Annotated in this window: 19 protein-coding genes; 8 read left to right on the top strand and 11 right to left on the bottom strand. The window is 58.1% G+C overall.

Annotated elements, in window-relative coordinates:
- Positions 1-74: 74 nt before the first annotated feature.
- Together rfbD and rfbC are read right to left on the bottom strand one after the other, a co-directional pair.
- Entirely contained in the window at positions 75-1,004 is a 930-nt protein-coding gene (rfbD, locus tag JTM80_RS13180) for a dTDP-4-dehydrorhamnose reductase (RefSeq protein ID WP_172355922.1), read from the bottom strand.
- On the bottom strand, positions 1,001-1,546 hold the full coding sequence (rfbC, locus tag JTM80_RS13175; RefSeq protein ID WP_172355924.1) for a dTDP-4-dehydrorhamnose 3,5-epimerase: 546 nt from the start codon (positions 1,544-1,546) through the stop codon (positions 1,001-1,003). Before rfbC ends, rfbD begins: the two co-directional genes overlap by 4 nt.
- Positions 1,547-1,992: 446 nt before the next feature.
- Here rfbC and JTM80_RS13170 point away from each other — a divergent pair, with 446 nt between their 5' ends.
- On the top strand, positions 1,993-3,843 hold the full coding sequence (locus JTM80_RS13170; protein ID WP_172355927.1) for a polysaccharide deacetylase family protein: 1,851 nt from the start codon (positions 1,993-1,995) through the stop codon (positions 3,841-3,843).
- Between the two features lie 41 nt (positions 3,844-3,884).
- Positions 3,885-4,814 (top strand): D-alanyl-D-alanine carboxypeptidase family protein, encoded by a 930-nt coding sequence (locus JTM80_RS13165; protein ID WP_205369582.1) that lies wholly within the window; start codon positions 3,885-3,887, stop codon positions 4,812-4,814.
- A 31-nt stretch (positions 4,815-4,845) separates the two neighbouring features.
- Here the strand turns inward: JTM80_RS13165 and JTM80_RS13160 are convergent, their stop codons facing one another.
- Positions 4,846-6,027 carry a F420-0:Gamma-glutamyl ligase gene (locus JTM80_RS13160; protein ID WP_172355929.1) on the bottom strand — a complete coding sequence of 394 codons (1,182 nt, stop codon included), beginning with the start codon at positions 6,025-6,027 and terminating at the stop codon, positions 4,846-4,848.
- A 424-nt stretch (positions 6,028-6,451) separates the two neighbouring features.
- Here JTM80_RS13160 and cruF point away from each other — a divergent pair, with 424 nt between their 5' ends.
- The 3 genes from cruF to JTM80_RS13145 all read left to right on the top strand — a co-directional run bounded on the left by cruF (position 6,452) and on the right by JTM80_RS13145 (position 9,515).
- The gene (gene cruF / locus JTM80_RS13155; protein ID WP_172355931.1) at positions 6,452-7,366 is read left to right on the top strand and encodes a gamma-carotene 1'-hydroxylase CruF; all 915 of its coding nucleotides are present in this window, start codon (positions 6,452-6,454) and stop codon (positions 7,364-7,366) included.
- On the top strand, positions 7,363-8,583 hold the full coding sequence (gene cruG, locus JTM80_RS13150; protein WP_225906624.1) for a 2'-O-glycosyltransferase CruG: 1,221 nt from the start codon (positions 7,363-7,365) through the stop codon (positions 8,581-8,583). The genes cruF and cruG overlap by 4 nt, the downstream gene beginning before the upstream one ends.
- A 146-nt stretch (positions 8,584-8,729) precedes the next feature.
- Entirely contained in the window at positions 8,730-9,515 is a 786-nt protein-coding gene (locus JTM80_RS13145) for a ZIP family metal transporter (RefSeq protein ID WP_205369580.1), read from the top strand.
- 138 nt (positions 9,516-9,653) lie between these two features.
- Here the strand turns inward: JTM80_RS13145 and JTM80_RS13140 are convergent, their stop codons facing one another.
- The 3 genes from JTM80_RS13140 to JTM80_RS13130 all read right to left on the bottom strand — a co-directional run bounded on the left by JTM80_RS13140 (position 9,654) and on the right by JTM80_RS13130 (position 11,978).
- Complete coding sequence (locus JTM80_RS13140; RefSeq protein ID WP_172355935.1) at positions 9,654-10,010, bottom strand: ribulose bisphosphate carboxylase small subunit; 357 nt, start codon at positions 10,008-10,010, stop codon at positions 9,654-9,656.
- 8 nt (positions 10,011-10,018) lie between these two features.
- Positions 10,019-10,408, bottom strand: coding sequence for a RuBisCO chaperone RbcX (rcbX, locus tag JTM80_RS13135; protein ID WP_205369579.1), 390 nt, complete (start codon positions 10,406-10,408; stop codon positions 10,019-10,021).
- A 139-nt stretch (positions 10,409-10,547) separates the two neighbouring features.
- The gene (locus tag JTM80_RS13130) at positions 10,548-11,978 is read right to left on the bottom strand and encodes a form I ribulose bisphosphate carboxylase large subunit (protein WP_172355939.1); all 1,431 of its coding nucleotides are present in this window, start codon (positions 11,976-11,978) and stop codon (positions 10,548-10,550) included.
- A 586-nt stretch (positions 11,979-12,564) separates the two neighbouring features.
- On the opposite strand from JTM80_RS13130, the gene JTM80_RS13125 reads away from it, so the two are divergent.
- Positions 12,565-13,749, top strand: a complete 1,185-nt coding sequence (locus JTM80_RS13125; protein WP_205369577.1) for a hypothetical protein — start codon at positions 12,565-12,567, stop codon at positions 13,747-13,749.
- Positions 13,750-13,851: 102 nt separating this feature from the next.
- On the opposite strand, the gene aroF is transcribed toward JTM80_RS13125, so the two are convergent.
- On the bottom strand, positions 13,852-14,712 hold the full coding sequence (gene aroF / locus JTM80_RS13120) for a 3-deoxy-7-phosphoheptulonate synthase (protein WP_205369575.1): 861 nt from the start codon (positions 14,710-14,712) through the stop codon (positions 13,852-13,854).
- 679 nt (positions 14,713-15,391) lie between these two features.
- On the opposite strand from aroF, the gene JTM80_RS13115 reads away from it, so the two are divergent.
- On the top strand, positions 15,392-16,273 hold the full coding sequence (locus JTM80_RS13115) for an ABC transporter ATP-binding protein (RefSeq protein ID WP_172355945.1): 882 nt from the start codon (positions 15,392-15,394) through the stop codon (positions 16,271-16,273).
- Positions 16,274-16,364: 91 nt separating this feature from the next.
- On the opposite strand, the gene gshA is transcribed toward JTM80_RS13115, so the two are convergent.
- The 4 genes from gshA to JTM80_RS13095 all read right to left on the bottom strand — a co-directional run bounded on the left by gshA (position 16,365) and on the right by JTM80_RS13095 (position 22,710).
- A complete protein-coding gene (gshA, locus tag JTM80_RS13110) occupies positions 16,365-17,555 on the bottom strand; it encodes a glutamate--cysteine ligase (protein WP_172355948.1) in 1,191 nt (396 codons plus the stop codon).
- A gap of 114 nt (positions 17,556-17,669) precedes the next feature.
- The gene (locus tag JTM80_RS13105; RefSeq protein ID WP_172355950.1) at positions 17,670-18,848 is read right to left on the bottom strand and encodes a glycoside hydrolase family 10 protein; all 1,179 of its coding nucleotides are present in this window, start codon (positions 18,846-18,848) and stop codon (positions 17,670-17,672) included.
- Between the two features lie 77 nt (positions 18,849-18,925).
- The gene (gene polA, locus JTM80_RS13100) at positions 18,926-21,832 is read right to left on the bottom strand and encodes a DNA polymerase I (protein ID WP_205369573.1); all 2,907 of its coding nucleotides are present in this window, start codon (positions 21,830-21,832) and stop codon (positions 18,926-18,928) included.
- A gap of 8 nt (positions 21,833-21,840) precedes the next feature.
- On the bottom strand, positions 21,841-22,710 hold the full coding sequence (locus JTM80_RS13095) for a polyphosphate kinase 2 family protein (protein ID WP_172355954.1): 870 nt from the start codon (positions 22,708-22,710) through the stop codon (positions 21,841-21,843).
- Between the two features lie 554 nt (positions 22,711-23,264).
- Here JTM80_RS13095 and JTM80_RS13090 point away from each other — a divergent pair.
- Positions 23,265-23,867: a L,D-transpeptidase family protein gene (locus JTM80_RS13090; RefSeq protein ID WP_172355956.1), complete on the top strand. Its 603-nt coding sequence runs from the start codon at positions 23,265-23,267 to the stop codon at positions 23,865-23,867.

Below are 23,867 nucleotides of genomic sequence, written 5' to 3'. Positions count from 1 at the left end.
GTCGCGATTTTGGATTTTTGATTTTGGATTTTGGACTTGGATTTTAGAGGACGATTGGGTAGGGACGGAGGGTTCTAGGAATGACCGGGCACAGCGGCTTGCAGGTCAGCCAGCATTCGCCGCAGGCTTTGCCGCCAGTAGGGGAGAGAGTCTCCGAGCAGGGCAGCGGTCTTTTTGCCCGACAGCACGGAATAGGCAGGGCGGGGCGCGGGCAGGGGATATTCGTCGGTGGTGATGGGGACGACGCGCTGCACGGTGAGCGGATAGCCCAGGGCTTCGGCTTCTTCAAAAATGGCAACTGCAAAGTCGTACCAGCTAATCACGCCCGTATTCGTAACGTGGTAGATGCCGCCGATGGGGGCTGCGGGCGGAGTGGTGGAGGCATTGAGGGCGCGGACGGTGAAGCCTGCGATCGCACCTGCCAAGTCTGCGGCCCAAGTGGGGCTGCCGACCTGATCCGTCACCACGCGCAGTTCTTCGCGGCTGCTGCCCACGCGCAGCATGGTTTTCACAAAGTTTCCAGCGCCATACACGCCATAAACCCAGGACGTTCGCAAAATCATGTACTGATTGAGGCGATCGCCCAGCACGTCCTGAATTCCCACCTCTCCCAAATGCTTCGATTTTGCATACGCGCCGATGGGATTGGGCGTGTCGATTTCAAGATAGGGCGTATTCTTCGTACCGTCAAATACGTAATCTGTGGAAATATGAATGAGGGATGCACCTGTTTCCTTGCAGCATTCCGCCAGGATTTTTGGAGCTATGCCGTTAATGGTATTTGCCAGTTCCGGTTCCTGTTCTGCTTTATCTACCGCAGTGTAGGCAGCCGCGTTCACAATTACGTCCGGCTGGAGTTCGTAGATCGTTTGCTTGAGCGTGTCCGGCGCGGCAAGGTTCAAGCGAGCGCGATCGCACGCAATCACGTCACCAATGGGCGCGAGCGATCGCACCAGTTCTTGCCCCACCTGCCCAGTTGCGCCCGTGAGCAAAATCCGGCTCATGCAAACACCTCCGCCTCGCAGAACGGCGTGCCCGCTTGGTCTTTGGCAGAGAGAATCGGTTCGCCCTCCAGCGGCCAGGCGATCGCCAGATCGGGGTCATTCCACAAAATGCTGCGCTCGTGCTGCGGCGCGTAATAGTCCGTCGTTTTATACAGCACTTCCGCAAAATCTGACACTACCACAAACCCGTGGGCAAATCCCGGCGGAACCCAAAGCTGCCGCTTGTTTTCAGCGCTCAGTTCGCAACTCACCCACATGCCAAAGGTGCGCGATGATTTTCGCAAATCGAGCGCCACATCGAAGATCGTGCCCACGGTAACGCGCACTAGCTTTCCCTGGGTTTGCTGAATTTGATAATGCATTCCCCGCAGCACGTTTTTAGCAGAGCGGGAATAGTTATCCTGCACAAACCGAAGCCTTAGCCCAGTTTTGTCTTGAAAAACCTGCTCGTTGTAGCTCTCAAAAAAAAAGCCGCGACTGTCCCCAAACACCTTGGGTTCCAGGATCAGCACGTCGGGAATTTCAGTCGGAACGACGTTCATTCAAGCCTCTCGCATTTCACTCAGTTGCATTCACTCAGCGCGATCGCTCGCAATCCACTTGCCCGCACCCCGCACCCCGCCATCCTTAATTTATGTATCCCTATTCATGTCGCGGAGTCATGTGCGAATTACGCCAGCGCAGCCTTAGCGCAGCCCCAGCACAGACCTAGAGTGCCCGCTGAGCTTCGATTGTTAACGAATGCAATCTAGATTCAGTAAAGGTACGGGAAAAGGCGCGGTCAGCAGGGTTCGGAAAAAGATTAAGAAAAAATTAGCAACGGGTGAAGCTTTGGTAGATGTCGGCTAGCGCACCTGGGATCGGCTTCGCAATCCGTTACATGTAGCGGCAGATGTATTTCTATGACTGAATCTCTATGGCGCGGTCTCGCAGACGGGGCGGGTTCGTTGGGCTGAGGGAGCACTCCCTGGCCGGGGTTCGAGGAGTGATGCAGCGATGGATTAGACGGGCGCTTCCTGTAGGGATTGCTTTGCGAATCGCCCTACCGCTGGCAGGCAGCCTGTCGCTGGGTGGGCTGGGCGTAGGCAGCGCTGCGGAGCCGTCAGATAGGGCCGTGGAAGCTAAGGTAAGGCGGTTTGGAACCGAGTGCCCGGTGAATCGGCCCGTTGCCCAGGAAGCTGAGGTAGCGGGGCCTTTGGCGAGCAACGCTGGGGGGCATTCAGCGCCGTTGTTCTCCAGCGTGAGCGATATGCTGAGGGCACTGCCGCTGGCGGCTCCGTTTCCACAGATTCACCCACAGGCGCGGCTGGGGCGTGTGCCTGTGCTGATGTATCACGACGTGCTGCCTCGCAAAGAGGTGTTTTTTGATGTCACCCCGGCGGAGTTTGAAGCGCACCTGCAAGCCATTCGGGACAGCGGACTGACCCCGATTCATCTGGATCAACTGGTGGCGCACCTGGCCACGGGCGCACCGCTGCCACCGAAGCCTGTGCTGCTGAGCTTTGACGATGGCTATTTGGGGCATTACGAACACGTTTACCCGCTGCTGAAGCAGTATGGCTATCCCGGCGTGTTTGCGATCTACACGGGCAAGGTGGAGCGCAACTATGGGCGACCGGGGCTGACCTGGGCCCAACTGCGGGAGATGGCGGCCGACCCGCTGGTGGCGATCGCCTCCCACAGCATCACCCATCCCAAAAACCTGGCTGATTTGGACGACCCTGAACTGCGCTGGGAAGTGACGGAATCCAAGCGCATATTGGAAGAAAAGCTGGGCGTTTCGGTAAAGCACTTTGTCTATCCCGAAGGCAACTATGACGAGCGGGTAAAGGCAGCCGTGCGGCAGGCGGGCTATCGCTCGGCGCTGACCATGAGCAACCAAGTCGATCGGTTTGCTAACGAATCGGAGGATTTGCTGAGCATCGACCGCCTGGGCCAGTCAAAACTGTCGATGGCGATCGCCCAGGCCGACGGCGGCGCACCCTTGCCACCTCCGGGCAGCGCCTTCAACTTCACGGCTCCAGTTCGCAAGCGCCAGCTAGAGCTAGACGGCGTGCGGCTGGTGCTGTTTTCTGGCGGCCGCCCGGTAACGCTCCACGCCGACAGCCGCTATCAAGTGTCTGAAATTATCGCCAACACGCCCGCTGTTGCGGCGGTAGATGGTGGCTTCTTTTCGATGAAGTATCTCGATTCCAACGTCATGATTGGCCCGGTCTATAGCCAGAACACAGGGCAGTTTGTGCCGGGGAGTGCCTGGGATATTTCCAAAATCGGCGGCCGGCCGCTGGTGCTGGTTGGGCCTGCTGGCGTGAAGTTTGTCCCTTTCAATCCGCAGCAGCACAACACGCTGGCAGGCATTCGCAAGCTGATGCCCGACGTGACGGATGCCTTTGTGGCCGGGGCGTGGCTGGTGAAGGATGGAAAGGGGCGATCGCCCGCCTCCTTCCGGGATTTGTTTGGCTTCGACGTGCCCCGCCACCGGGCGTTTTGGGGCATCGACCAGGCAGGACAGCCCGTGGTGGGCGTGTCCAAGGAGCGGGTCGATTCGGTGGCCCTGGGCGAGCTGCTGAGTCGGGCAGGGCTGCGGGAGGTGGTGATGCTAGATTCGGGCGCAAGCGCGTCGCTGGCCCACGCAGATGAGCTGCTGGTGGACTATACGCCCCGCCCCGTGCCCCACGCCGTTGCGCTGTTTCCGCCCGTCGAAAGCGAGATGGCGCAGGGCTGTAGCGAACTTCCTGTGGCCAGGGCCGAGTCTGGCTGCAATGGGCGCGATCGCTGCCTGGATGCCCTTACCGCGTTTGTGCCGGGCAGTGCGCCGCTGGATTCGGTTCCTCGATAAGTCCCCTACAATTCCTGTCCCGATGATTCCTGGAATTTGTCATGACTCAACCTGCGACCTCCTCTTCACAGCCGACTGAATCGCCCAAGCCGCCCAAGCCGACGGTCTGGGTGCGCCCGCGATCCCTGGGCTGGCGCAGTGCGTTAACCAACGGGCGATCGCCCCATGCGTTGAAGCGATGGGTTGGGCGGTTCTGGCTGCCGCTGCTGCTGGGGCTGGGGGTTTTGCTGGGGGCATTGGGCCTACATTCGCTGGGGAACCCCTCAGTCTGGAATCCGCTGCTGCGCGTGGGTCGTCTACCCTGGCTAGAGATCCAGGCTGGCCAGACCGTGGGGCAACGGGAGAACCCAGGGGCGATCGCCCTCTCCACTTCAGCGAATCCTGCCGGAGATCTGACCGAAGACCGTGACGAAGGTCGGGCCCCCCGGCCGCTGCCCCGCTACGGACACTTCGCCTTTGCCGAAGCCGACCCAGCCGATCTGATGGTCGTCGCTAGCTATTCTCAGGACGTGGCCCAGCGGTTTGAGCAGTTGCACACCGACGCGGGGCTAGCACTGCTACAGATGATCGACGCGGCCCGGCTGGAGGGCGTGTGGATTGTGCCCGTGTCGGGGTTTCGGGACTATGAGCGGCAAACTCGCCTGTTTCGCATGAAAACCCATCAGTACGGCTCAGCAGAAGCAGCAGCACGGGCGGTGGCTCCCCCTGGCCACAGCGAACACCACACAGGCTATGCCATTGACCTGTCGGACGGGCTGGCGCGGGCGATGGACATCAGCCAGGCCTTTGGCAAAACGGCGGCCTATGCGTGGCTCACGCGCCGCGCGGCCGAGTTCGGCTTTGAGCTATCCTTTCCTGAAAATAATCCCCAGGGCGTGCAGTACGAACCCTGGCACTGGCGCTACGTCGGCACTCCGGAGGCGCGGCGGCTGTTTGAACCCGCCAAGTCTGAGGTCAGGAGCGTTGGTTAGAGGTTGATTTTGGATTTTGGAGTGGGGTAAATCAGCTTTTCACGGGGCGGATGAGGACGACGGGGGTTTGCTCATCGGCGTTTCCAGCGGGGTTGCTGATTAGCGCCTGGGTTAGGAACTCGTCGGTGAGTCCGGCGGTGGCGGCCAGCACTTTCACGGCTTTCAGGTCGTTCACATCGACGATTGCCGCCGCCAGCCCGGTTTCGCGCTTGATCTGGTCAACCACCTGCTGCGGATTTTCGGGCCCCAGCACGATGAACTGGTCGTAGGGCGGCAGTGTGCCCGTCACGTCGTCGATCAGTCGCGCCTGTTCGCCCGCAAGCTGGTAAAACAAGCCCGGTTTTTTGAGGAACTTTTTGGCGATCGCCCCCAGCAGAAACGCCCCCGCCACGCGCCACGGCCCGACGATATTCACCAGCGTTTGCATTCCGCAGGCCGTGGCCAGGCTGGAGGTGGGCAAAAAGTAGTAGCACAGGCGCTTGGCCAGCCAGCCGGGTTTGATTTCCGAGGGATGATGAAAGCGGTCTTGCATAATGGCAACGGGCGTTTCGCCAATGGTCACTACGTCGCCGGGCTGGGCGTGGGGCATGACGTAGCGCTTCACCACCGTTACGGGATCATCCAAATGTGTTAGCAGGTGGGTGCGAATGGGCAGTACGTCGGCAGCGGCGGTGGGTCGCCAGCGGTGCGAGTCTTCGCTGCTGGGAAACTTCAGCGGCACCATTACATGACGCACCTTGGGAATGCGTCCCTGGGGGCCGTAGGTGATGTAGTGAATCCGCACCCAGGCGGCTTGCAGGCTGCTGAGGTCGGGGCCTTTGATCTCCAGCGTTACTTCGGCATGGGTCGTCTTGCCAACTTTGACGATATAGCCAAACCAGTAGCCATCGGCGCGGGCGGGCGCGTCGGCGTGTTTCGGCGTGACCCAGATGCGGTGCGTGATGCCGTCGAGGGAGTCTTTGGAAAGCAGCGTCACCTCAGCTTCTACGTGGGGCACCATAATTTCTAGCCGCTCGGTCAGGTTGCGAAACTCCACATCGCCCACCAGCACGTAGCGATCCGGCTCGTAGACATCCAGGTTCCACTCGCCGGGAGTGAGTAACAGTGCATTGCCTGGACGACGACGAAACTGTGCTTCCCAGGCGATCGCCCCCAGTCCCACCAGCCCTGCTGCAATCCCCAATCCCGTTGTGATGATTCCCACGTCCGTCATGCTCCCAACTATCGCCCTTCAGACTCTTCAGACTATTACACCAGAAGACTACACCAGAAGACTGGACAACCCCGGCTCCTTGAAGCAATCGTCTTAGGTCAGAGATAAATTTACAAACCTTATTATTCTGCGTTAGGATGCACTCGGAATTCCTAATTTTTTAGTTTTTATAAAAGCTGTTATTGCTATCAACTGTCCCTAAATCTTCAAAGTCATAGTCGCAGAATCGTAAGTATCAGGTTTCCTGCGCCCCCTATTCCCTCCAGAATTCTCCAGCGCTGCAATCCACCTACGCTGCTTGGATTCTAGGATTTGGTAGACGGCGGATTCTTGCGTATTCTATCGGCTCAGTTGATGGTCGATTCATTAGCTCAAGCAATACGTTAAGCCTACTAGACTGAGCGCAAGCCTACACGGAGCAACTATGCAGAGATTGGTTGGAATTGAGCGGGCGTGTTTGATTGGGCATTTGGTGGCGATGGCGTTTGGGCTGGCGGGTCTGCTGCTGGTCATGCCCCATCCCGAATTTTTGACCCATGTGCCCGCTGGTCAAACGCTGTTTCGCTGGAGTATGGCGGGCGGCGGCGTGGTGTATATCCTGCTGGGGGCGATCGCCGTTTCGATTTATGCCTATCGCACGCTCGGTCTGCGGGCGTGGCTCACGTTCCTGGTCTGCTCTGTGGGGCTGTCCCTCACCAGCGAACTGCTGGGCACCAGCACGGGCTTTCCCTTTGGACACTACAGCTATCTCAGCGGCTTAGGCTACAAAATTAACGGTCTGGTTCCCTTCACGATTCCGCTGTCCTGGTATTACCTGGGGCTGTCGTCCTACCTGCTGGCGCGGGCAGGGCTGGAGACAGACAAGCCTACGTCTGGGTTTCTGACCATTGCGCGGGGAGCGGCGGCGGTGTTTTTGGGTGCGCTGCTGCTCACTTCCTGGGATTTTGTGCTAGACCCCGCCATGAGCCAAACCGCGATGCCGTTCTGGTATTGGCACCAGCCCGGTGCGTTTTTTGGAATGCCGTATCAGAACTTCGTCGGCTGGCTAGGCACGGGGGCGGTGTTTATGACGGTTGCGGTACTACTTTGGGGGCGAAACGTCGCCAAGCCTCAAGCAATCCAACTGAACTTTCCGCTGACGGTTTATCTGGGCAACTTCGCCTTTGCAATGGTGATGAGCCTCGCTTTTGGGTTCTGGATTCCGGTGCTGCTAGGCATTTTGCTGGGCGTGATTCCGGCGGTGCTGTGCTGGCGGCAGAGCTACCTGCTGAGTGAAAAATCGGCAGCCGCCGAAGCATCCATAAAGCCTTCAGTCCGCGTCGGAGTGAGTGCCAATTGAGCGATCTAAACCTGGCACCGTTGCAAGCTGATCTCACTGGCTGGCTTGGGGCGATCGGCCTCCTCCTCTTACTCACCCAACTTCCTGCCACGGCAATCCTGCTGACCCGCTTGCTCAGCGCCGCCCGTCGCACTGCGCCCCTGCATCCCCGAAGCGCAACGCCAGCTATGCTGGGCAGCGTCAGCGTCGTGATTCCCACGCTGAATGAAGCGCATCGGCTCCAGCCCTGTTTGAATGGGCTGACTCGCCAGGGCTATGAACTGCGGGAAGTGATTGTGGTCGATAGCCATTCCCAGGACGACACGGTGGATCTGGTGAAAGCCGTTGCCCAGCGCGATCCGCGATTTCGCGTAGTGTATGACGATCCGCTGCCTGCGGGCTGGGTCGGTCGTCCTTGGGCACTTCACACCGGCTATTTGCACAGTAGCCCCCACAGCGAGTGGCTTCTCGGCATCGATGCCGACACACAGCCGCAGCCGGGGCTGATTCCAGCATTGCTCCAGGCGGCTCAGGCAGAGCGGTATGACCTGATTACCCTTGCGCCGCGATTTATCTTGAAGCAGCCAGGGGAATGGTGGCTACAGCCTGCGCTGCTGATGACGCTGATCTATCGGTTTGGGGCGGCGGGGAGTCCGGCCGACGCGCCTGAGCGCACGATGGCGAATGGTCAGTGTTGCCTGATTCGGCGATCGCTCTTAGACTCCCTCAACGGCTACACCTGTGCCCGCCAGTCCTTTTGCGATGATGTGACGCTGGTACGCGAGGCGGCCCGGCGCGGCGCAAAGGTCGGCTTTCTCGACGGTTCCAGCCTGCTGAAAGTCCGCATGTACGAGGGCATGGGTGAAACCTGGCGCGAATGGGGGCGATCGCTCGATCTCAAAGATGCCAGCACCCCCGCGCAAACCTGGAGCGACGTAGCGTTTTTGCTTGCGGTGCAGGCGCTACCCTGGCTAATGGTTCCGGCTGTGCTAACGATTCTGGCAGTCCGTCCTACTGCTGCCTCGCCAACCCTCCTCGCCCTGCTAGCACTCAACCTCTGTTTGCTCCTGCTGCGCCTCGGCACCCACTTCGGCATCCGCTCTGCCTACGATCGCCCCGGCAGCCGCTTTCCTCTCGCTTTCTGGCTCTCTCCCCTCGCTGATCCGCTAGCTGCCCTCCGCATCCTCCGCTCTGCCAGCCGCAAGCCCACGCAATGGCGCGGCCGACGGTATGAGTAGACGGTATGAGTAGACGGTATGAGTAAAGGTTTGAACGATCAAAGGTTTGAGGAATCAAAGGTTAAAGTGCTGGAATGACGCGGAGATCCTGAAATAACCAGCGGCGATCGCCCCATTGCCTTCCTCTATCTCTACCGCTCTTTCCCATGCTCAATTCCCTCGACACCATTACCCTTGGCATCCTTGGCAGCGGCATTGCGGGCCTTGCGACAGGTCTAGGCGCACTGCCCATTTTCCTATTTGAAAAAATTAGCAAGAACACCCAGGGCATCATGCTGGGCTTTGGGGCGGGCGTAATGCTAGCGGCAACGGCATTTTCTCTGGTGATTCCAGGACTAGAGGCAGCAATGGAGCGGGCGGGTAGCAACGCCTACGCTGCGCTGATTGTGTCGCTGGGCATCGGGCTAGGCGGACTCTTCCTCTGGCTGAGCCATCGCTATTTCCCCCACGAACACTTTTTCAAGGGGCGTGAGGGCAGCAGCGCCATGAACCTGAAGCGGGTGTGGCTATTTGTGATGGCGATCGCCATTCACAATTTTCCTGAAGGTCTGGCAGTCGGCGTAGGCTTTGGCGGCGACGATATTTCCAACGGCATTGCGCTAGCGCTGGGCATCGCCCTGCAAAACATTCCAGAAGGGCTGGTGGTTGCTATTTCGCTCCTGTCTGAAAATTACTCCAAGCCCAGAGCGCTATTCGTCAGCCTGCTCACAGGCCTAGTGGAACTGGTGGGTGGCATCTTGGGGGCGATGGCGGTTTCTCTGTTTTCAGCAATCCTGCCGCTGGCGATGGGCTTTGCGGCGGGCGCGATGCTGTTTGTCATCAGCGATGAAATCATTCCCGAATCGCACCGTCTGGGTTATGAAAAAGCCGCAACGGTCGGCGTAATGGCGGGCTTTGTGCTGATGATGGTGCTGGATGTGACGGTAGGATGAGGAGCGTTCGATAGTGGGGCGATGCCGCTCCACAAAAGCGAAGGTGCTGCATGGACTAACCACGCAACACCTCCCTACTAATTTGCAACTAATTTGCAACTCTAGCTACCAATCAACCGGGCATTAGCCAACCAAGCACTAGTAGCGATAGCCACCACCATAGCTGTTGTTGCTACCGGGCTTGTGAACGATGAAGCTCATCACCTGGCACTGCTTAATGTTGTCAAACGCTACCACGCGAATGTAGCAGTTCGGGAACTCTGAGCGGCACTGCTGCACCTCATTCAGCACTTCCTGCGGAGAAGTCGCGTTGAACAGGGGCAGCTTCCACATCGTCCAATAGTGCATCTCAGCCGCAGAGTCTTCGTTGAACTCAATGCACGGGAAATAGCCCTGATCGAGGGTGTACTGGATTTGACGGGCGATTTGTGCGTCGGTCAATGGAGGCAGATAGGAAAAGGTTTCGTACCGGCGCTCTTTCGGTAAAGTCTTCATGGATTCCTCTATTCTTCAGACGTTGAATCTTGTTCTGGATGCGTACTGGTAGCACCGGGGTCAAGCTGCGTCATCCGCTCAAGCTGCTCACAGCGTCGCTCCGTATTCGCCTGCTGAATGCCTGTACGGAGCATCTCTGGCAGAAATTCGGCAATCTCCTCAGCAATATGTTCTCGCACAGTCAAGATCCGAAAGGCAAGGGCCTGATCCTCTTTGAACAAAGCCCGGAGGTAGGACTCGCTGTTTTCGATTCGTTCGCGGCGAGAAAATTCATGCAGCCGGAGGGCGCGGGGCGGATCAGTTTCACTAAGCTGAGCCATCACCGTCCGCATTGCCTGAAACGTCAGGTAGCTGATCAGCGTCTTGCTCGTATCTTTGGCGATCTGTTTGAGATCCATGCAGTTGACCCCAAAGGGGTGAAAGGTTGAACTCTGAGGAATAAAGAATGAGTGCTAATACTTATACCCTCAATTCATGACTGAGAGCGTAAACCAAGCATCAATTCATTCCCTATTCCTCATCTGCCAGACCTTCTCATCAGACGGTATCCACCGCCTCAAACTCGAACTTGATTTCCTTCCACAGTTCGCAAGCGGTAGCCAGCTCAGGCGACCAGCGGCAGGCTTCGCGAATAATGTCGCCACCTTCGCGCATCAGGTCGCGGCCTTCGTTCCGAGCTTGCAAGCAGGCTTCCAGGGCGACGCGGTTTGCCGTTGCACCAGGTGCGTTGCCCCAGGGGTGACCCAGCGTACCACCACCAAACTGAAGCACTGCGTCGTCGCCGAAGATTTCCACCAGCGCGGGCATATGCCAAACGTGGATACCACCGGAAGCAACTGCCATCACGCCAGGCATAGAAGCCCAGTCTTGGGTGAAGTAGATGCCCTTGGAGGGGTCGCGCTCGACGTAGTTTTCGCGGAGCAGATCCACAAAGCCAAGGGTAACAGCTTTGTCGCCCTCTAGCTTGCCCACCACAGTTCCGGTATGGATGTGGTCGCCGCCAGACATCCGCAAGCACTTCGCCAACACGCGGAAGTGCATCCCGTGGTTCTTCTGACGGTCGATCACAGCGTGCATGGCGCGGTGAATGTGCAATAGAACGCCGTTGTCGCGGCACCACTTGGACAGGGTGGTGTTGGCGGTGAAGCCTGCGGTCAAGAAGTCATGCATGATGATGGGCATGTTGAGTTCTTTGGCATACTCAGCCCGCTTGAGCATTTCTTCGCAGGTAGCAGCGGTCACGTTCAGATAGTGACCCTTAATTTCGCCCGTTTCAGCCTGAGCTTTGTGGATGGCTTCAGCCACGAAGGTAAAGCGATCGCGCCAGCGCTGGAAGGGCTGGGAGTTGATGTTTTCGTCATCCTTGGTGAAGTCTAGACCCCCGCGCAGACATTCGTACACCGCACGACCGTAGTTCTTCGCCGATAGACCGAGTTTGGGCTTGATGGTGCAGCCCAGCAGGGGACGACCATACTTGTTGATCTTGTCGCGCTCGACCTGAATGCCGTGGGGTGGGCCCTGGAAGGTTTTCAGGTAGGCTACGGGAATTCGCAAATCTTCCAGACGCAGGGCCTTCAGGGCTTTGAAACCGAATACGTTACCCACAATAGAGGTAAGCATGTTGGTGACAGAGCCTTCTTCAAACAGATCCAGCGGATAGGCGATGTAGGCAATGAACTGGTTGTCTTCACCGCGGACAGGTTCAATGTCGTAGCAACGACCCTTGTAACGATCGAGGTCAGTCAGCAGATCGGTCCACACCGTTGTCCAGGTACCGGTGGAGGACTCAGCCGCAACGGCTGCGCCCGCTTCTTCGGGCGGCACACCGGGCTGAGGGGTGACCCGGAAGGCGGCCAGAATGTCCGTGTCTTTGGGCGTGTAGTCGGGGGTGTAATACGTCAGGCGGTAGTCCTTAACCCCAGCCTGGTACCCAGCTTTTGCCTGGGTCTTGGTTTGCGAATAAGACATCGTTTCCCTTCCTGTGAATCACTGTTTTCAGAGCGTACAAAACCCTGCCCGTGTAAAACCTTACACAGGCGACATACCGCTAGCTGCACTCTCAGCGCGTACTCTCAGACGCAGCGGACTGGCATTAACAAAGTCTTTATGTTCAGGGCAAAGGGTTGAACAGACTTGACGTTGAGCGACCTGCAAACTGCCCTGATCACGGGTTCAAGACAAAATATATCAGGGAATGAAACCGATTCAATAAGCTAAAAGTTGAAACTTCTTGGCCTCTCAATAACCTGCATTTATATTTCTAAAGGTTCTTAACTATTTTTTAAGATTTTTGGAAGCAGAAAGTAATCGTGAATCCCTGGCCCGCTCTAGCTTCGCAGTGTACAAACGAGGCAGACCAAAACCGGATGAGGACATCTGAGACGACAAGCCGTCTATTTCGTTACAACTCGTTATGATCGGGTGGGATATTGCTTCCCGCTTTTTCGTCCTGAAGCTCCAGCTTGACAATGCTGGGCGGTTAAATGATTCGGCTGAAGCATTTTGCGATCGCCCTCCTGCACTTCCTAGATGATGCAAGCCCCCTGCATTCCCCATGACGCATTCCCCCGCCAGCAATTTTTCCCCGTTTCCAGTGCCCGTGCAGCGGCGGCATCGAGATCCGTCTGGGCTGTGGTCGCGGGTGTGTTCGGGGTCGGTGGTGCTGCATATTCTGCTGCTGTTGGCGGTGCTGCCCTCGCTGAAGACTGCCGTTGAGCGGTCTAGAGGGGGAGGCGCGGCGACTCCAATTGAACTGATCGATGTGGGGGCGATCGCCCCAGATACCACTCCTGATCCCGCAACCGTGCCCGCCAGCCCTGTCGCCCCAGCCCCGGCTGAAGTGTCTGCCCCGCCCCCTGCTGCAACGCCAGCGCCGCCCCCTCTTCCGGTAGCCCCACTGCCTGCGCCCGCTGCCATCCCGCCTGCGGTGCTTGCCCCTGTGCCCGTGGAAACACCACCGCCTAGCCCGATCGCGCCACCTCCCGTGGTGTCACCTCCAACGCCCATCCCAACGCCAGCGCCCATCCCAACCCCCACACCACCGCCCCAGCCGCCGTCGCCCGCCCCGGTGCAGCCGTCGCCTTTCGTTCCGCCAGAGCCGCCGCCAGTTTTGGGGCGAGAGCCGTTGCCCCCTCCACGTCCTTTTCCTGACGCGGGATCGCCTAGCGAGTCCACTGAGCCACCCTTCCCCACACCGGGACAAACTCCGATAGGGGGCGGCAACCCGGTTAATAACCCCGGAGATGTGGCTGCGAATCCTGCCCCAGGCAGCGGCGCACCAAGCATCGACACGCCTGCCAGCGGCCCAGACTCTGGCACGGGAGACGACCTAGGCGAAGTGGTGATCGGTCGCCAGCCCACGCCCACCAGCCTGACGCTGAGCGTGGCCGCGGTGCGGTACCTCTCGCCTCAGGACACTGCTGACATCCCCGAAGACAATGCCGAACTGCTGACCAGCCGCATCAGCGTCCTCGCCGACCCGACCCAGCCCAACTCTTGCCCACTTTTTCCGGACAGTGTAGTGGGCTTTGGCGCTCCCGTGACGCTGCGACTAGCGGTTGAGGCAGACGGGCGTGTGTCTCGTGCGGAGGTGCAGCAGCCCGCGCCCACAAACTATGCTTACACGGAACTGGTGCAGTGCTTAGCACAGACGGGCTTGCAGTTTCGTCCGGCGCTGGATAGCGGGATTGCGCGTCCCAGTGACAATACGCTGGTGGAGGTGACAGTGGTGGGAGAGTGATGGGGCGGAAAGAACGAAGAACGAAAAACGAAAAACGAAAAACGAAAAACGAAAAACAGAACCTCTTTGTTCTTCTCTCTTCGTTCTTCGCTCTTTTTCTGACTACGCAACGACAACTTGCGGCAGCGGCTCTTGAACGGGGGGAAGGGTGCGGCCGACGATGGGGGCGATCGCCCTCACCTTTTCCACAATCGCCACCATGTCGTCTAGCGAGAGGGCCTGCCGCGCATCGGAGACAGATTTTTCGGGGTCTGGGTGGCACTCGATGATCAGCCCGTCGGCTCCAGCGGCGATCGCCGCCAAAGTGAGATTCGGCACCAGTTCGCGCTTTCCGGCAGCATGGCTGGGGTCTACGATCACGGGCAAGTGGGTGATTTGCTTCAGCGCCACAACTGCGCCCAGATCTAGCACGTTGCGCGTATAGGTGTCGAAGCTGCGGATGCCCCGTTCGCACAGCATCACGTTTGGATTGCCGTGCGCCAGGATGTACTCTGCGGCCATAACGAATTCCTCAATGGTGGCAGCTAGCCCCCGCTTCAGCAGGATTGGCTTATCGACGTGGCCCAGCGCCTTCAGCAGGTCGAAGTTTTGCATATTGCGGCTGCCGATTTGCAGCACATCAGCGTAGGCGGCGATTTCTTCGATTTGGGAAACGGCCATGACTTCGGTAACGACGGGCATTCCCGTGCGATCGCGCACCGCCGCCAAAATTTCTAGCCCCTCGCGCCCCATGCCCTGGAAATCGTAGGGCGAGGTGCGCGGCTTGTAGACCCCGCCCCGCAGCGCCTGCACACCCGCCACCGAAAGGCGACTGGCAACGGCATCCATCTGGGCGCGGCTTTCGACGGAGCAGGGCCCGCCGATGAGGAGCAGTTCTGACCCGCCCGCCGAAACCCGTTCGGAAATCTGAATAATGCTACTGTGGCTGGGTTCGGCCTTGAGGGTCAGCTTTGCTTTTTGCATGGGAAGAATCTCCTGGTTGAACGTAAAGGATGAGAAGAGAACTAGACCGTAAACGGGAGCGAACCAAAATCCAAAACCTAAAATCCAAAATCCAAACCCCAAAATCTAAAGTCCAAAACAAAAACCCGGAACCTCTAGAGGCCCCGGGTTGCACAATCGCGCATGACCAACTTACCCGGGGCATTCCCTGGTCCAAAAAAAGTAAAAGTAAAAGTAGCGGGACATATGGCTCATGGGTTTGAATGTAAGTTGGGGATGCAATGGATACTGGCTGCTTAAGAAAGACCGCTTAAAACGCAAAAACCGCAGAGGTTGCGCTCTGCGGTTCACCCAAGGTTCCAGGTCAAGCTGGACTCACCCCAGGTGAACCTTGCCATACCAAAAGTAAAAGTAGCGGACTTGAATCGACATAACAAAGCCTGATAGCTGCATGAGCAGGTTGCTCAGCACAAAATCCCTGAAAACGAATTGCTTGCAAGTTGAACTCATTTCAATTTACTGCTAACTGTAACGAAGTTTGCAAAACCTCGTCAACCCCCAGCCTGAGAAATTTTGCCAAATTGTCAGGGTTTTATAGCCAGGATTTAAGGCTGCTAGGGATGTTACCTTATGTAAAGAAACGCTGACGCGCATCGTGTTTCTTGCTCAACCTCCAATCTTCAACGTCCAACCCTGAACTATGACAGCGGCGATCGCCCTTCAACACGTCACTAAGGTCTATGGCAATACGCCCGTCGTCAACGACCTGTCTTTTTCGATTCAGCCGGGGGAAATCTTTGGGCTATTGGGGCCCAACGGCGCAGGCAAGTCCACCACGATTCGCATGTTGACTACGCTGACGCAGATGACGAGCGGGCGCATTGAAGTGGCAGGTTACGACGTGGCGCGGCAGCCCGTGCTGGTGAAGCAGCAAATCGGTGTGGTGCTGCAACAGATGAGCGTGGATGTGGATCTGACTGTGTGGGAAAACATGGAATTTCATGGGCGGATGCACCATATTCCCAATCCCCGCCGCCAGCGCGAAATTGACCGCTGGCTGGAGTATGTGGAACTGAGCGATCGCCGCAATGACCTGGTGAAAACCCTCTCCGGCGGCATGAAGCGCCGTTTGCAAATCGCCCGCGCCCTGCTGCACGAGCCGCGCATTTTGTTTTTGGACGAGCCGACCGTCGGACTCGATCCGCAAACCCGCCGCCGCCTTTGGGAAATCATCAAGGGGCTGAACCAGCAGGGCATGACGATTTTGCTGACGACGCACTATATGGAAGAGGTGGAATACCTCTGTGGCTCTAGCTTTGGCAGCTACGCCGTGCCAAACCACATTGGCATTTTGGACGGCGGCAAGCTGATTGCCCTGGGTACGCTGGAGGAACTGCGCCGCCAGCATGGGGAAGGGCTGGTGATGAAGCAAGCGGGCGATCGCTGGGATTACAAGTTCTTCCCTACGATGAGCGAGGCCCAGGCATTCTTTGAAGCACAGCCCCACAAAGCCGGGATGATGGTGCGTCCGTCCAATTTGGAAGATATTTTTGTGGAACTGACCGGACGCAATTTGGACTAGCTTCGACTCAGACTATTCCTCAAAGCATTCCTCAAGGCATTCCTCAAACCTCTTCTCAAACAAGCCCTTACTCAAGCCATTCCTCAAACCATTAGGGAACCAGCGCCAGACACGGCTCATCGTCTGGCACGCTGAGATCCACGCCCGGTTCACACAGATCCTCCGCCAAGGCCATTTCTATAGATTCAGTGTCGCGGATGGCTTGTTTCACCACCTGGCGGGCATCCCAGCCCTGGTCAATCAGCCGCAGCCAGCGCTGGGCCTCGTTGCCCTCCCGCAAAATCTTGTGGATCGGCTGGAGGAAGCAAGCAAAGCCGTGCTGCTTGGCCGTGGGCAGCGTTTCTTCGAGCAGCAGGTTCACCCAGTCCTGTGCCCGCAGCATCCGACCGTCTTGCCAGTGGCGCAATTCCGCCTCCAGACTGTTTTGCGCGGCAGCGTCTTCATTGGCATCGATCAACGCGACTAAATCTGTCGCCCGCGTCACGCTGGGCAGGTCGCTTTGCACCAGTGGGTCGAGGTCGGGGTTTTCCATCACTTGCATGATCCGGGCTTCTAGCAGGGCGCAGATCGCCAGCAGCGCCACCGGGTCGCTCACTAGATCGCAGATGCGGAGTTCCAGTCGGTTAAGGCAATAGGGACGGCGATCGCCATTGGGGCGCACCGAACTCCACAGGTGGCGCACGTTTTGCATAGTGCCCAGCTTGAGCTGTTCATCCGTCCAGCGGATGTAGTGGGCGTGGCTTTCAAACAGGGGCACTTCGCGGGGCGTTTTGGGAAATACGCGCCAGCGGCTGGAATGATTGCCCGTCGGCTGACCGTCTAGAAACGGCGAAGCGGCACTCAGCGCCAAAAACAGCGGGGCCTCGGCGCGGATCAGGCGGCAGGCCCGCATCAGCACCTCTGGATCAGCAATCCCCACGTTGATATGAACGCTGGCCGTCACAACCGTCGTGCCGTAGGTGCGCTCAATAAAGCTGTGATAGGGGTTGCCCGGATCGGAGCGGTGAAACTGGTCGCTGCCGCCCAGGGCCAGGGTGCTGCCCGGAATCAGGGTGTAATTGCCCAGCCGCTTCAGAAACGACCGCAGCCGCAGACGGGGGCGCACCAATTCGCACAGCAGCCGCTCATATCGGCAGAGTGGCGGGGTGGTGTATTCCACGTTGCGCGTGTCTGGCTCTCGCACAAACCCGTCCAGGGCAGCCACAATCTTGTCGGAGAACCCCACAATGTCGCCATCGGGCGTGCCTGTGTACATCTCGATTTCAAAGCCCTTCGACAGCATTGGGTCTGCTCCCAGCGTAATGTTCTTGCGTACTTTCCTCAGTTTAGGGGTTTGGGGTTCGGGGTTGGAGAGTCGGCCCAGAGTTTTCGGACTAGACCATACTGCTGCCAATCTTCAAAACCCCAAATCTGGCGGGATGGGGCGACTGGCGGGAAAGGGAAAGAGGCGCTGAAACTCTTGGTCGCGATCGCCCAGAGTTTCATAAAAGAAAAAGGCCACCCCAGCATAGTGGCGATCGCGCGTTTCCCTCACCTGCCGCTGAATCAGGCGAATCGGCGTGATGCGCCCCCTCAGCCCCGCCAAAATGCCAATACTGACAGGCAGATACTCCCGCGCCACTTGCACATCTGGTCGGTCTAGCTCCATCTCGAAGCGCCCCATGTCATTGCGATAGACCTGCACGATTAGCTCATCGACCAGGCCGCGCCGCTCCCAGGTTCCCCAGTCTTGCAAGTAGCGCTCGTAGGCAAACTCACGGGGATTGGGCGATAGGGAAATAATCGCGTCGGGGTTTCGCGCCTTCACCTCGGCCACGATGCGGCGAAACAGGCGAGTGATGTGGTTGGCTCGCCAGCGCACCCAGGCGGGGTCTTCGGGGTCGGCGGGCGGATCTGCGCCGTTGTGTTCTGCCCGATAGAGCGCCACGGTGTAGGGGTCATAGCCCATTTCCACGGGCATCCCAAAGTGGTCATCTAGCTGGATGCCGTCTACCCGATAGCGCTCTACTACTTCCGCCAGCAGATTCACCATAAAGTCCTGCACGCCAGGATGGGCTGCGTTGAGCCAGACGCGGGGTTCGTTGCCCTGCATCCAGACCTGCGTGCCGTCCTGCCGCTGGGTCAGCCAGTCGGGATGCTGATCCGCCAGTTCAGACCCCGCCGGAGCCATCAGCCCAAACTCAAACCAGGGAATCACCGCCATGCCCAGACGGCGACCTTCGACGACGACCTCGCCCAGCATGTCGCGCCCCTGCAAGCCGGGATAGGGATCGAGGGCAACGCCGAAGGTTGCTTGGGCAGTGGGGCTGGGGTAGAGGGTGTAGCCGCCGTTCCAGACGGTGGGATAAACCGTGTTGAAATGCAGGCGAGACAGGCGACGCAGCCCCACGACGAGGTTGCGGCTGGAAAACAGCACCTCGCTGTCGATATTGGTGAGCCAAACCCCGCGCAGTTCGACGGGTCTGAGATGGCTGGTGGGGTTTGCCTGGGCGGAGGTGGTGATTCCCAAAAGGGCGATCGCCCCTGCCAAAGCTGCTCGATATCCCCGTTGCCAGTGTTTCCAGCCGTTGCCCATAGGTGCTGTCTCTTCGAGTCTTTGAGTCGTAGATGGGGTGGGTGAATTGGAAAATCTTGCAGAATCCTACCGCAGGTTTACTTTGCGTCCATCCAGTTTTGCCCCGCGTGCATTTCCACCTTGAGCGGCACTTTCAGGTCAACGGCAGACTCCATCGCAGCACGGATTTGCGGCTGCAAGTCCTCCCACTCGTCGGGATGCACTTCAAACACCAGTTCATCATGCACTTGCAGCAGCAGGTTGGCCTGGCGACCCGTCAGCAGCTTGTGCAGTCGGATCATGGCGAGCTTGATGATATCGGCGCTAGACCCCTGGATCGGCGCGTTGGCGGCGGCGCGAAGCAGTTGGGCATCGTATTGGTCGCGCAGGCGAATTTTATTGATGTCGATCTCGCTGGGGTTTTGTCCTCGCAATGCCTTCAGGCTCTCGCTGCCAAAGTTGAAATAGCGGCGGCGACCGAGGATGGTTTCCACATACCCACGGGCGATCGCCTCTTGCTGCATCTGTTGCAAATAGCGAAACACGCGCGGATAGCGCTCATAAAAGCGCTCGATAAACGTCTTTGCCTGGGCCTGGCTAAAGCCCGACTCTCGCGCAAACCGCTGTGCCCCCATGCCATAGATCACGCCAAAATTAATCGTCTTGGCCATGCGCCGCTCGTCGGGGGTCACCTTGTCCTTTTCAAACAGCAGCCGCGCCGTCAGCGCATGGACATCTTCGTTGTTCTGATAGGTTTCAATCAAGATTGGTTCTTCGCTCAGGTGCGCCAGGATGCGGAGTTCAATTTGGGAGTAATCCGCCGCCACCAGCAGCCAGCCCTCTGCCGGAATAAACGCCTTGCGAATCTGGCGGCTAAACTCCGTCCGCACCGGAATGTTCTGCAAGTTAGGATTCGACGACGACAGCCGTCCCGTCGCCGTAATCGTCTGGTTGAAGTCGGTATGCACCCGCTGCGTATCAGGGCGCACCAAGCTAGGCAGCGCGTCTACGTAGGTCGATTTCAGCTTCGACAGGGTGCGATGTTCTTGGATTAAATCCACCACCGGATGGTCGCCCTGGAGCTTTTCCAGCGTAGACGCATCCGTAGAGTAGCCTGTGGCCCGCTTTTTGGACTTGCGCTTGTCCAGCCCCAGCGTGTCAAACAGCAGCACGCTCAGTTGCTTAGGCGACCCCAGTTTAAAGGTTTGCCCCGCTGCTTCGTAGGCCTGCTCCTCGATCCGCTTCAGGTCTTGCTCCAGGGCTTTGGAAAACGCGTTGAGATAGTCTTGGTCGATGCGAACGCCTGTGTATTCCATCTCCGCCAGCACGGGTTCGAGCGGCTGCTCCACCGTTTCCAGCAGTTCCGTCTGCCGGGGGATTTGCGCCAGTTCTGCCCGCAGCTTGGGGACGAGGTGAAACACAGAGTAAACATCCGTGCCGCAGTAATTGGCGACCTTGGGAATGGACACCTCCGCAATGGTTTTGCCCTTGGGCACCAGATCGTCGTAGCTCTGGGCGTTTAGGTTCAGATACTTGCGCCCCAGATCGGTCAGATTATGGCTGCCTTCGGGGTTCAGCACGTAGCTGGCCAGCATCGTGTCAAACACCACACCCGCCAGGTGAATGCCCTGACAGCGCAGAACCAGCCGATCGAACTTGGCATTTTGCAGGGCTTTGGGATAGTCCGCACTCTCCAAAATCGGGCGCAGCGTCTCCAGCACTATTGCCGCGTCCAAGTTTGTTCCCTGGGCGTGCCCGGTGGGAATGTAGGCCAAGTCTGCCTCGCCCGGCCCCCAGCAGCAGCCAATTCCCACCAGCATGGCATCGCGGGGTTCCAGGGCGGTCGTTTCCGTGTCCCAGGCGACGGGCGCGGCGGGGTCAGTGCAGGCTTGCAGCGTGTTCACCAGGGCCCTCAGCTTGTCGGGCGTGTCGATGATTTGCGGCTGGACGGGCGTGGTGGCGTAGCCCTGGAAGGTGGCAGTGTCTTCGGCGCTAAAGAACCAGAGATCGTCGTCTTCGGAGGGGGCTGGGGTGCTGGAGCGCTGGAGCGCTGGGGCGGCGTTTGGGGCACTCGGCTGCTCGGTCGCGCCATCGCCAGAAAACTGGCTGTGGAGCTTTTGCAAACGGTTAAGGAAGGAGCGGAATTCGAGTTTTTCTAGGAGCGGGACGACTTCGGCATCGTCGAAGGCTTGCAGCTTGCAGTCTTCTGGGCGGAGGGCAAGGGGCACGTCTAGGTGAATTTGCGCTAGGTATTGCGAATGCAGGGCAGCATCGCGGCCCTCTTCTAGCTTTTTGCGGACGGCGCTTTTGATGCGGGGGTCGTCGAGGTGGCTATAGATTTCTGCGAGGGAGCCAAAGTCGGTCAGCAGAGAAACGGCGGTTTTGTCGCCGATGCCCTTGACCCCAGGAATGTTGTCAGAAGCGTCGCCGCAGAGGGCTTTGTAATCCACTACCTGCTGCGGCGTGATGCCCATTTTGTCTTTCACCTGCTGCGGGCCGAACTCGCGGGGCGGCGGCGTGCCTTTGCCGAAAGTGGTGCTGAGATAGAGGACGGTCAACTGCTCGTCGTCGATGAGCTGAAACAGGTCGCGATCGCCCGTCAGCACCTTCACCCGAAAGCCGTCGGCCACTGCCTTGCGGCTGAGGGTGCCGATTACGTCGTCGGCTTCGTAGCCTGGAACCGCGATCACGGGCAGTTTCAGCGCCTGCAAGAGTTCCTGCAAGTTGGACAAATCGGGCAGAAAATCTTCTGGCGCGTCGGGCCGTCCTTCTTTGTAGGTCTGGTCGGCTTCGTGGCGATAGGTCGGCTCACCGGGGTCAAAGGCGATCGCCACATAGTCCGGCTTTTCCTGCTCCATCGTGTCCAGCAGCGCCTTCATAAACCCGAAGGAAACGCTGGTGGGGATGCCCGTTTTGGTTCGCAGCCCGCCGTCGCGGTTTTTGGCGTGGGCGTAGTAAGAGCGGAAGGCGAGGGAGTGGCCGTCAACCAGGAGGAGCGTGGGCATGGGGTGGGTTACTCTTCTGCGTCGAGAATCTTTTTAGCTTCTAGCAGATCTTTCATGTGAACGTCTGTGGGCACGGGGTAGTGCAGATCGAGTTGTGAGAGGCGATCGCCAATAATCTCCGCCACCGCCAGCCGCGTAAACCACTTGTGATCCGCAGGAATAATGTACCAGGGCGCATGTTCGGTGCTGGTGTGGGAAAACATCTCCTCATAGGCCCGCATATAGTCGTTCCAAAGCCCCCGCTCCTTCACATCCGCAGCGGAAAATTTCCAGTTCTTTTCTGGCCGCTCGATGCGTTCCAGAAATCGCTTTTTCTGCTCTTCTTTGGACACATTTAGGAAAAACTTGAGGACAACAATGCCGTTGTTCACCAGATATTTTTCAAAGTTATTAATCTCCTCAAACCGCTGCTTCCAAATATTTTTCGTCAGCGCCGATTTGGGCAACTGCTGCTTTTGCAAAATTTCGGGATGCACCCGCACCACCAGCACTTCTTCATAGTGCGATCGGTTGAAGATGCCGATTCTTCCCCGCTCTGGCAGCGCCTTGAACGATCGCCACAAGTAGTCATGGTCGAGTTCCTCATCCGACGGCGCTTTAAAGCTGTAGACCTGGCAACCCTGGGGATTGACACCCGACATGACGTGTTTGATTGTGCTGTCTTTGCCCGCCGCATCCATCGCTTGAAAGATCAGCAGCAGCGCATAGATATTTTGGGCGTAGAGGACATCCTGATATTTTGCCAGCCGCTCTACGCCTTTTTTCAGCTTTTCCTGCGCTGCGGCTTTGTCGGTATAGTCGCCAGTGTAGCCAGGGTCATAGTCTTTTTTTAAAGAAACTTTTGAACCGGGTTTGACGAGAAAGGGATCGTGATTCATAGCCTATAGAAACCAGCTAAAAAAATTAAAAAACTAGCGCGAACTGCGGGCGATCGCCCTTGCAATTCTCCACTTACCCGCCTTAAACGCCTCAAGCCTGACGAGTCTTGAAATTATACAGGCAGCGCCCCCGTTTGACCTGAAGGCTTACAGCTTTGTTGCATTCTTGATCCAAAATCGCCTGATCTGTAATATCAATGTTCCTGAGCAGCGCCACGCATGAAATGACTGGAGTCCCCATAGACAGTTGACTAGCAATCCAAAATCCAAAACCCAAAATCGATATACTCTTGACCGCCGAACCCCTGCTTTTGGCAGCCCCCCTGCTCTTGGCAGCATCGCTGATTCTTGACCATAATCATGTACAGAAATCCTGGACAGAAATCCTGTGCCAGGATTCCTGTCCAGCGGCGTAGCAACGAAATCTTTTACGAATTCCTGGGCAGGATAGTTTGAACGTGTGGAATGAGGAGCGTGTTATGCATTGGAATCAACCAGACTGGCGATCTGGACGGAATAGCCCGCGGTGGATCAGATCGCGAGGGTGTAGAGGGATGGCAAGTGCGCTGGTGCTAGGGGCGATCGCCCTCCTTTCCTCTCCTGCCGCCAGCCAACCCGCCGCGGAAGCCTATCCCGTTTCCACCAGCGGCCCGACCTCCAGTCAAGCGATTCCTGCCGCTGCTCCCCTGCCGATTTATTACAACACGACGCTGCCGGAGCTACCGCCGCTGTGGGATGTAGAGCAGTTTACGCCCGCACCCCGCACCAAAGCAACCCATCTTGTCCTCAGCATCAGCCAGCGGCGCGTGTTTGCTTACCAGTACGACACCATGTTGGGCAGCTTTCCCGTCGCCGTCGGCAAGCCCAGCACGCCCACGCCAACGGGCGAGTTCACCATATTTGAAATGATCGAAGACCCGACCTGGCAAAATCCCTGGACGGGGGAAATTCGCCAGCCAGGAGCAGACAGCGCCCTGGGCTTACGCTGGATTGGCTTTGCAGAACTGCCCAACGGCGTGATCGGCTTCCACGGCACGCCGACGGTTTCCTCCATCGGACAGGCGGCATCCAACGGCTGCGTCCGGCTGCGAAACGAAGACGTGCTGGCGCTCTATGCCCTGGTGGAAGTGGGAACGCCCGTGCGCGTAGAGCCATAA

It is taken from the genome of Thermoleptolyngbya sp. PKUAC-SCTB121, from assembly GCF_016919485.1.
Lineage (GTDB): Bacteria > Cyanobacteriota > Cyanobacteriia > Elainellales > Elainellaceae > Thermoleptolyngbya > Thermoleptolyngbya sichuanensis.
This window is presented reverse-complemented; position numbering and strand designations above follow the sequence as displayed.

Excerpts from the sequence above, each read along its gene's own strand:
- rcbX (WP_205369579.1), bottom strand. The coding sequence starts at position 10,408 with ATGGATCTCAAACAGATCGCCAAAGATACGAGCAAGACGCTGATCAGC.
- aroF (WP_205369575.1), bottom strand. The coding sequence starts at position 14,712 with ATGCAAAAAGCAAAGCTGACCCTCAAGGCCGAACCCAGCCACAGTAGC.
- polA (WP_205369573.1), bottom strand. The coding sequence starts at position 21,832 with ATGCCCACGCTCCTCCTGGTTGACGGCCACTCCCTCGCCTTCCGCTCT.
- JTM80_RS13165 (WP_205369582.1), top strand. The coding sequence starts at position 3,885 with ATGACTCAACCTGCGACCTCCTCTTCACAGCCGACTGAATCGCCCAAG.
- JTM80_RS13090 (WP_172355956.1), top strand. The coding sequence starts at position 23,265 with ATGGCAAGTGCGCTGGTGCTAGGGGCGATCGCCCTCCTTTCCTCTCCT.
- rfbD (WP_172355922.1), bottom strand. The coding sequence starts at position 1,004 with ATGAGCCGGATTTTGCTCACGGGCGCAACTGGGCAGGTGGGGCAAGAA.
- JTM80_RS13130 (WP_172355939.1), bottom strand. The coding sequence starts at position 11,978 with ATGTCTTATTCGCAAACCAAGACCCAGGCAAAAGCTGGGTACCAGGCT.
- JTM80_RS13160 (WP_172355929.1), bottom strand. The coding sequence starts at position 6,027 with ATGACGGACGTGGGAATCATCACAACGGGATTGGGGATTGCAGCAGGG.
- cruF (WP_172355931.1), top strand. The coding sequence starts at position 6,452 with ATGCAGAGATTGGTTGGAATTGAGCGGGCGTGTTTGATTGGGCATTTG.
- JTM80_RS13145 (WP_205369580.1), top strand. The coding sequence starts at position 8,730 with ATGCTCAATTCCCTCGACACCATTACCCTTGGCATCCTTGGCAGCGGC.
- JTM80_RS13115 (WP_172355945.1), top strand. The coding sequence starts at position 15,392 with ATGACAGCGGCGATCGCCCTTCAACACGTCACTAAGGTCTATGGCAAT.
- JTM80_RS13170 (WP_172355927.1), top strand. The coding sequence starts at position 1,993 with ATGCAGCGATGGATTAGACGGGCGCTTCCTGTAGGGATTGCTTTGCGA.
- gshA (WP_172355948.1), bottom strand. The coding sequence starts at position 17,555 with ATGCTGTCGAAGGGCTTTGAAATCGAGATGTACACAGGCACGCCCGAT.
- JTM80_RS13125 (WP_205369577.1), top strand. The coding sequence starts at position 12,565 with ATGACGCATTCCCCCGCCAGCAATTTTTCCCCGTTTCCAGTGCCCGTG.
- JTM80_RS13105 (WP_172355950.1), bottom strand. The coding sequence starts at position 18,848 with ATGGGCAACGGCTGGAAACACTGGCAACGGGGATATCGAGCAGCTTTG.
- JTM80_RS13095 (WP_172355954.1), bottom strand. The coding sequence starts at position 22,710 with ATGAATCACGATCCCTTTCTCGTCAAACCCGGTTCAAAAGTTTCTTTA.
- rfbC (WP_172355924.1), bottom strand. The coding sequence starts at position 1,546 with ATGAACGTCGTTCCGACTGAAATTCCCGACGTGCTGATCCTGGAACCC.
- JTM80_RS13140 (WP_172355935.1), bottom strand. The coding sequence starts at position 10,010 with ATGAAGACTTTACCGAAAGAGCGCCGGTACGAAACCTTTTCCTATCTG.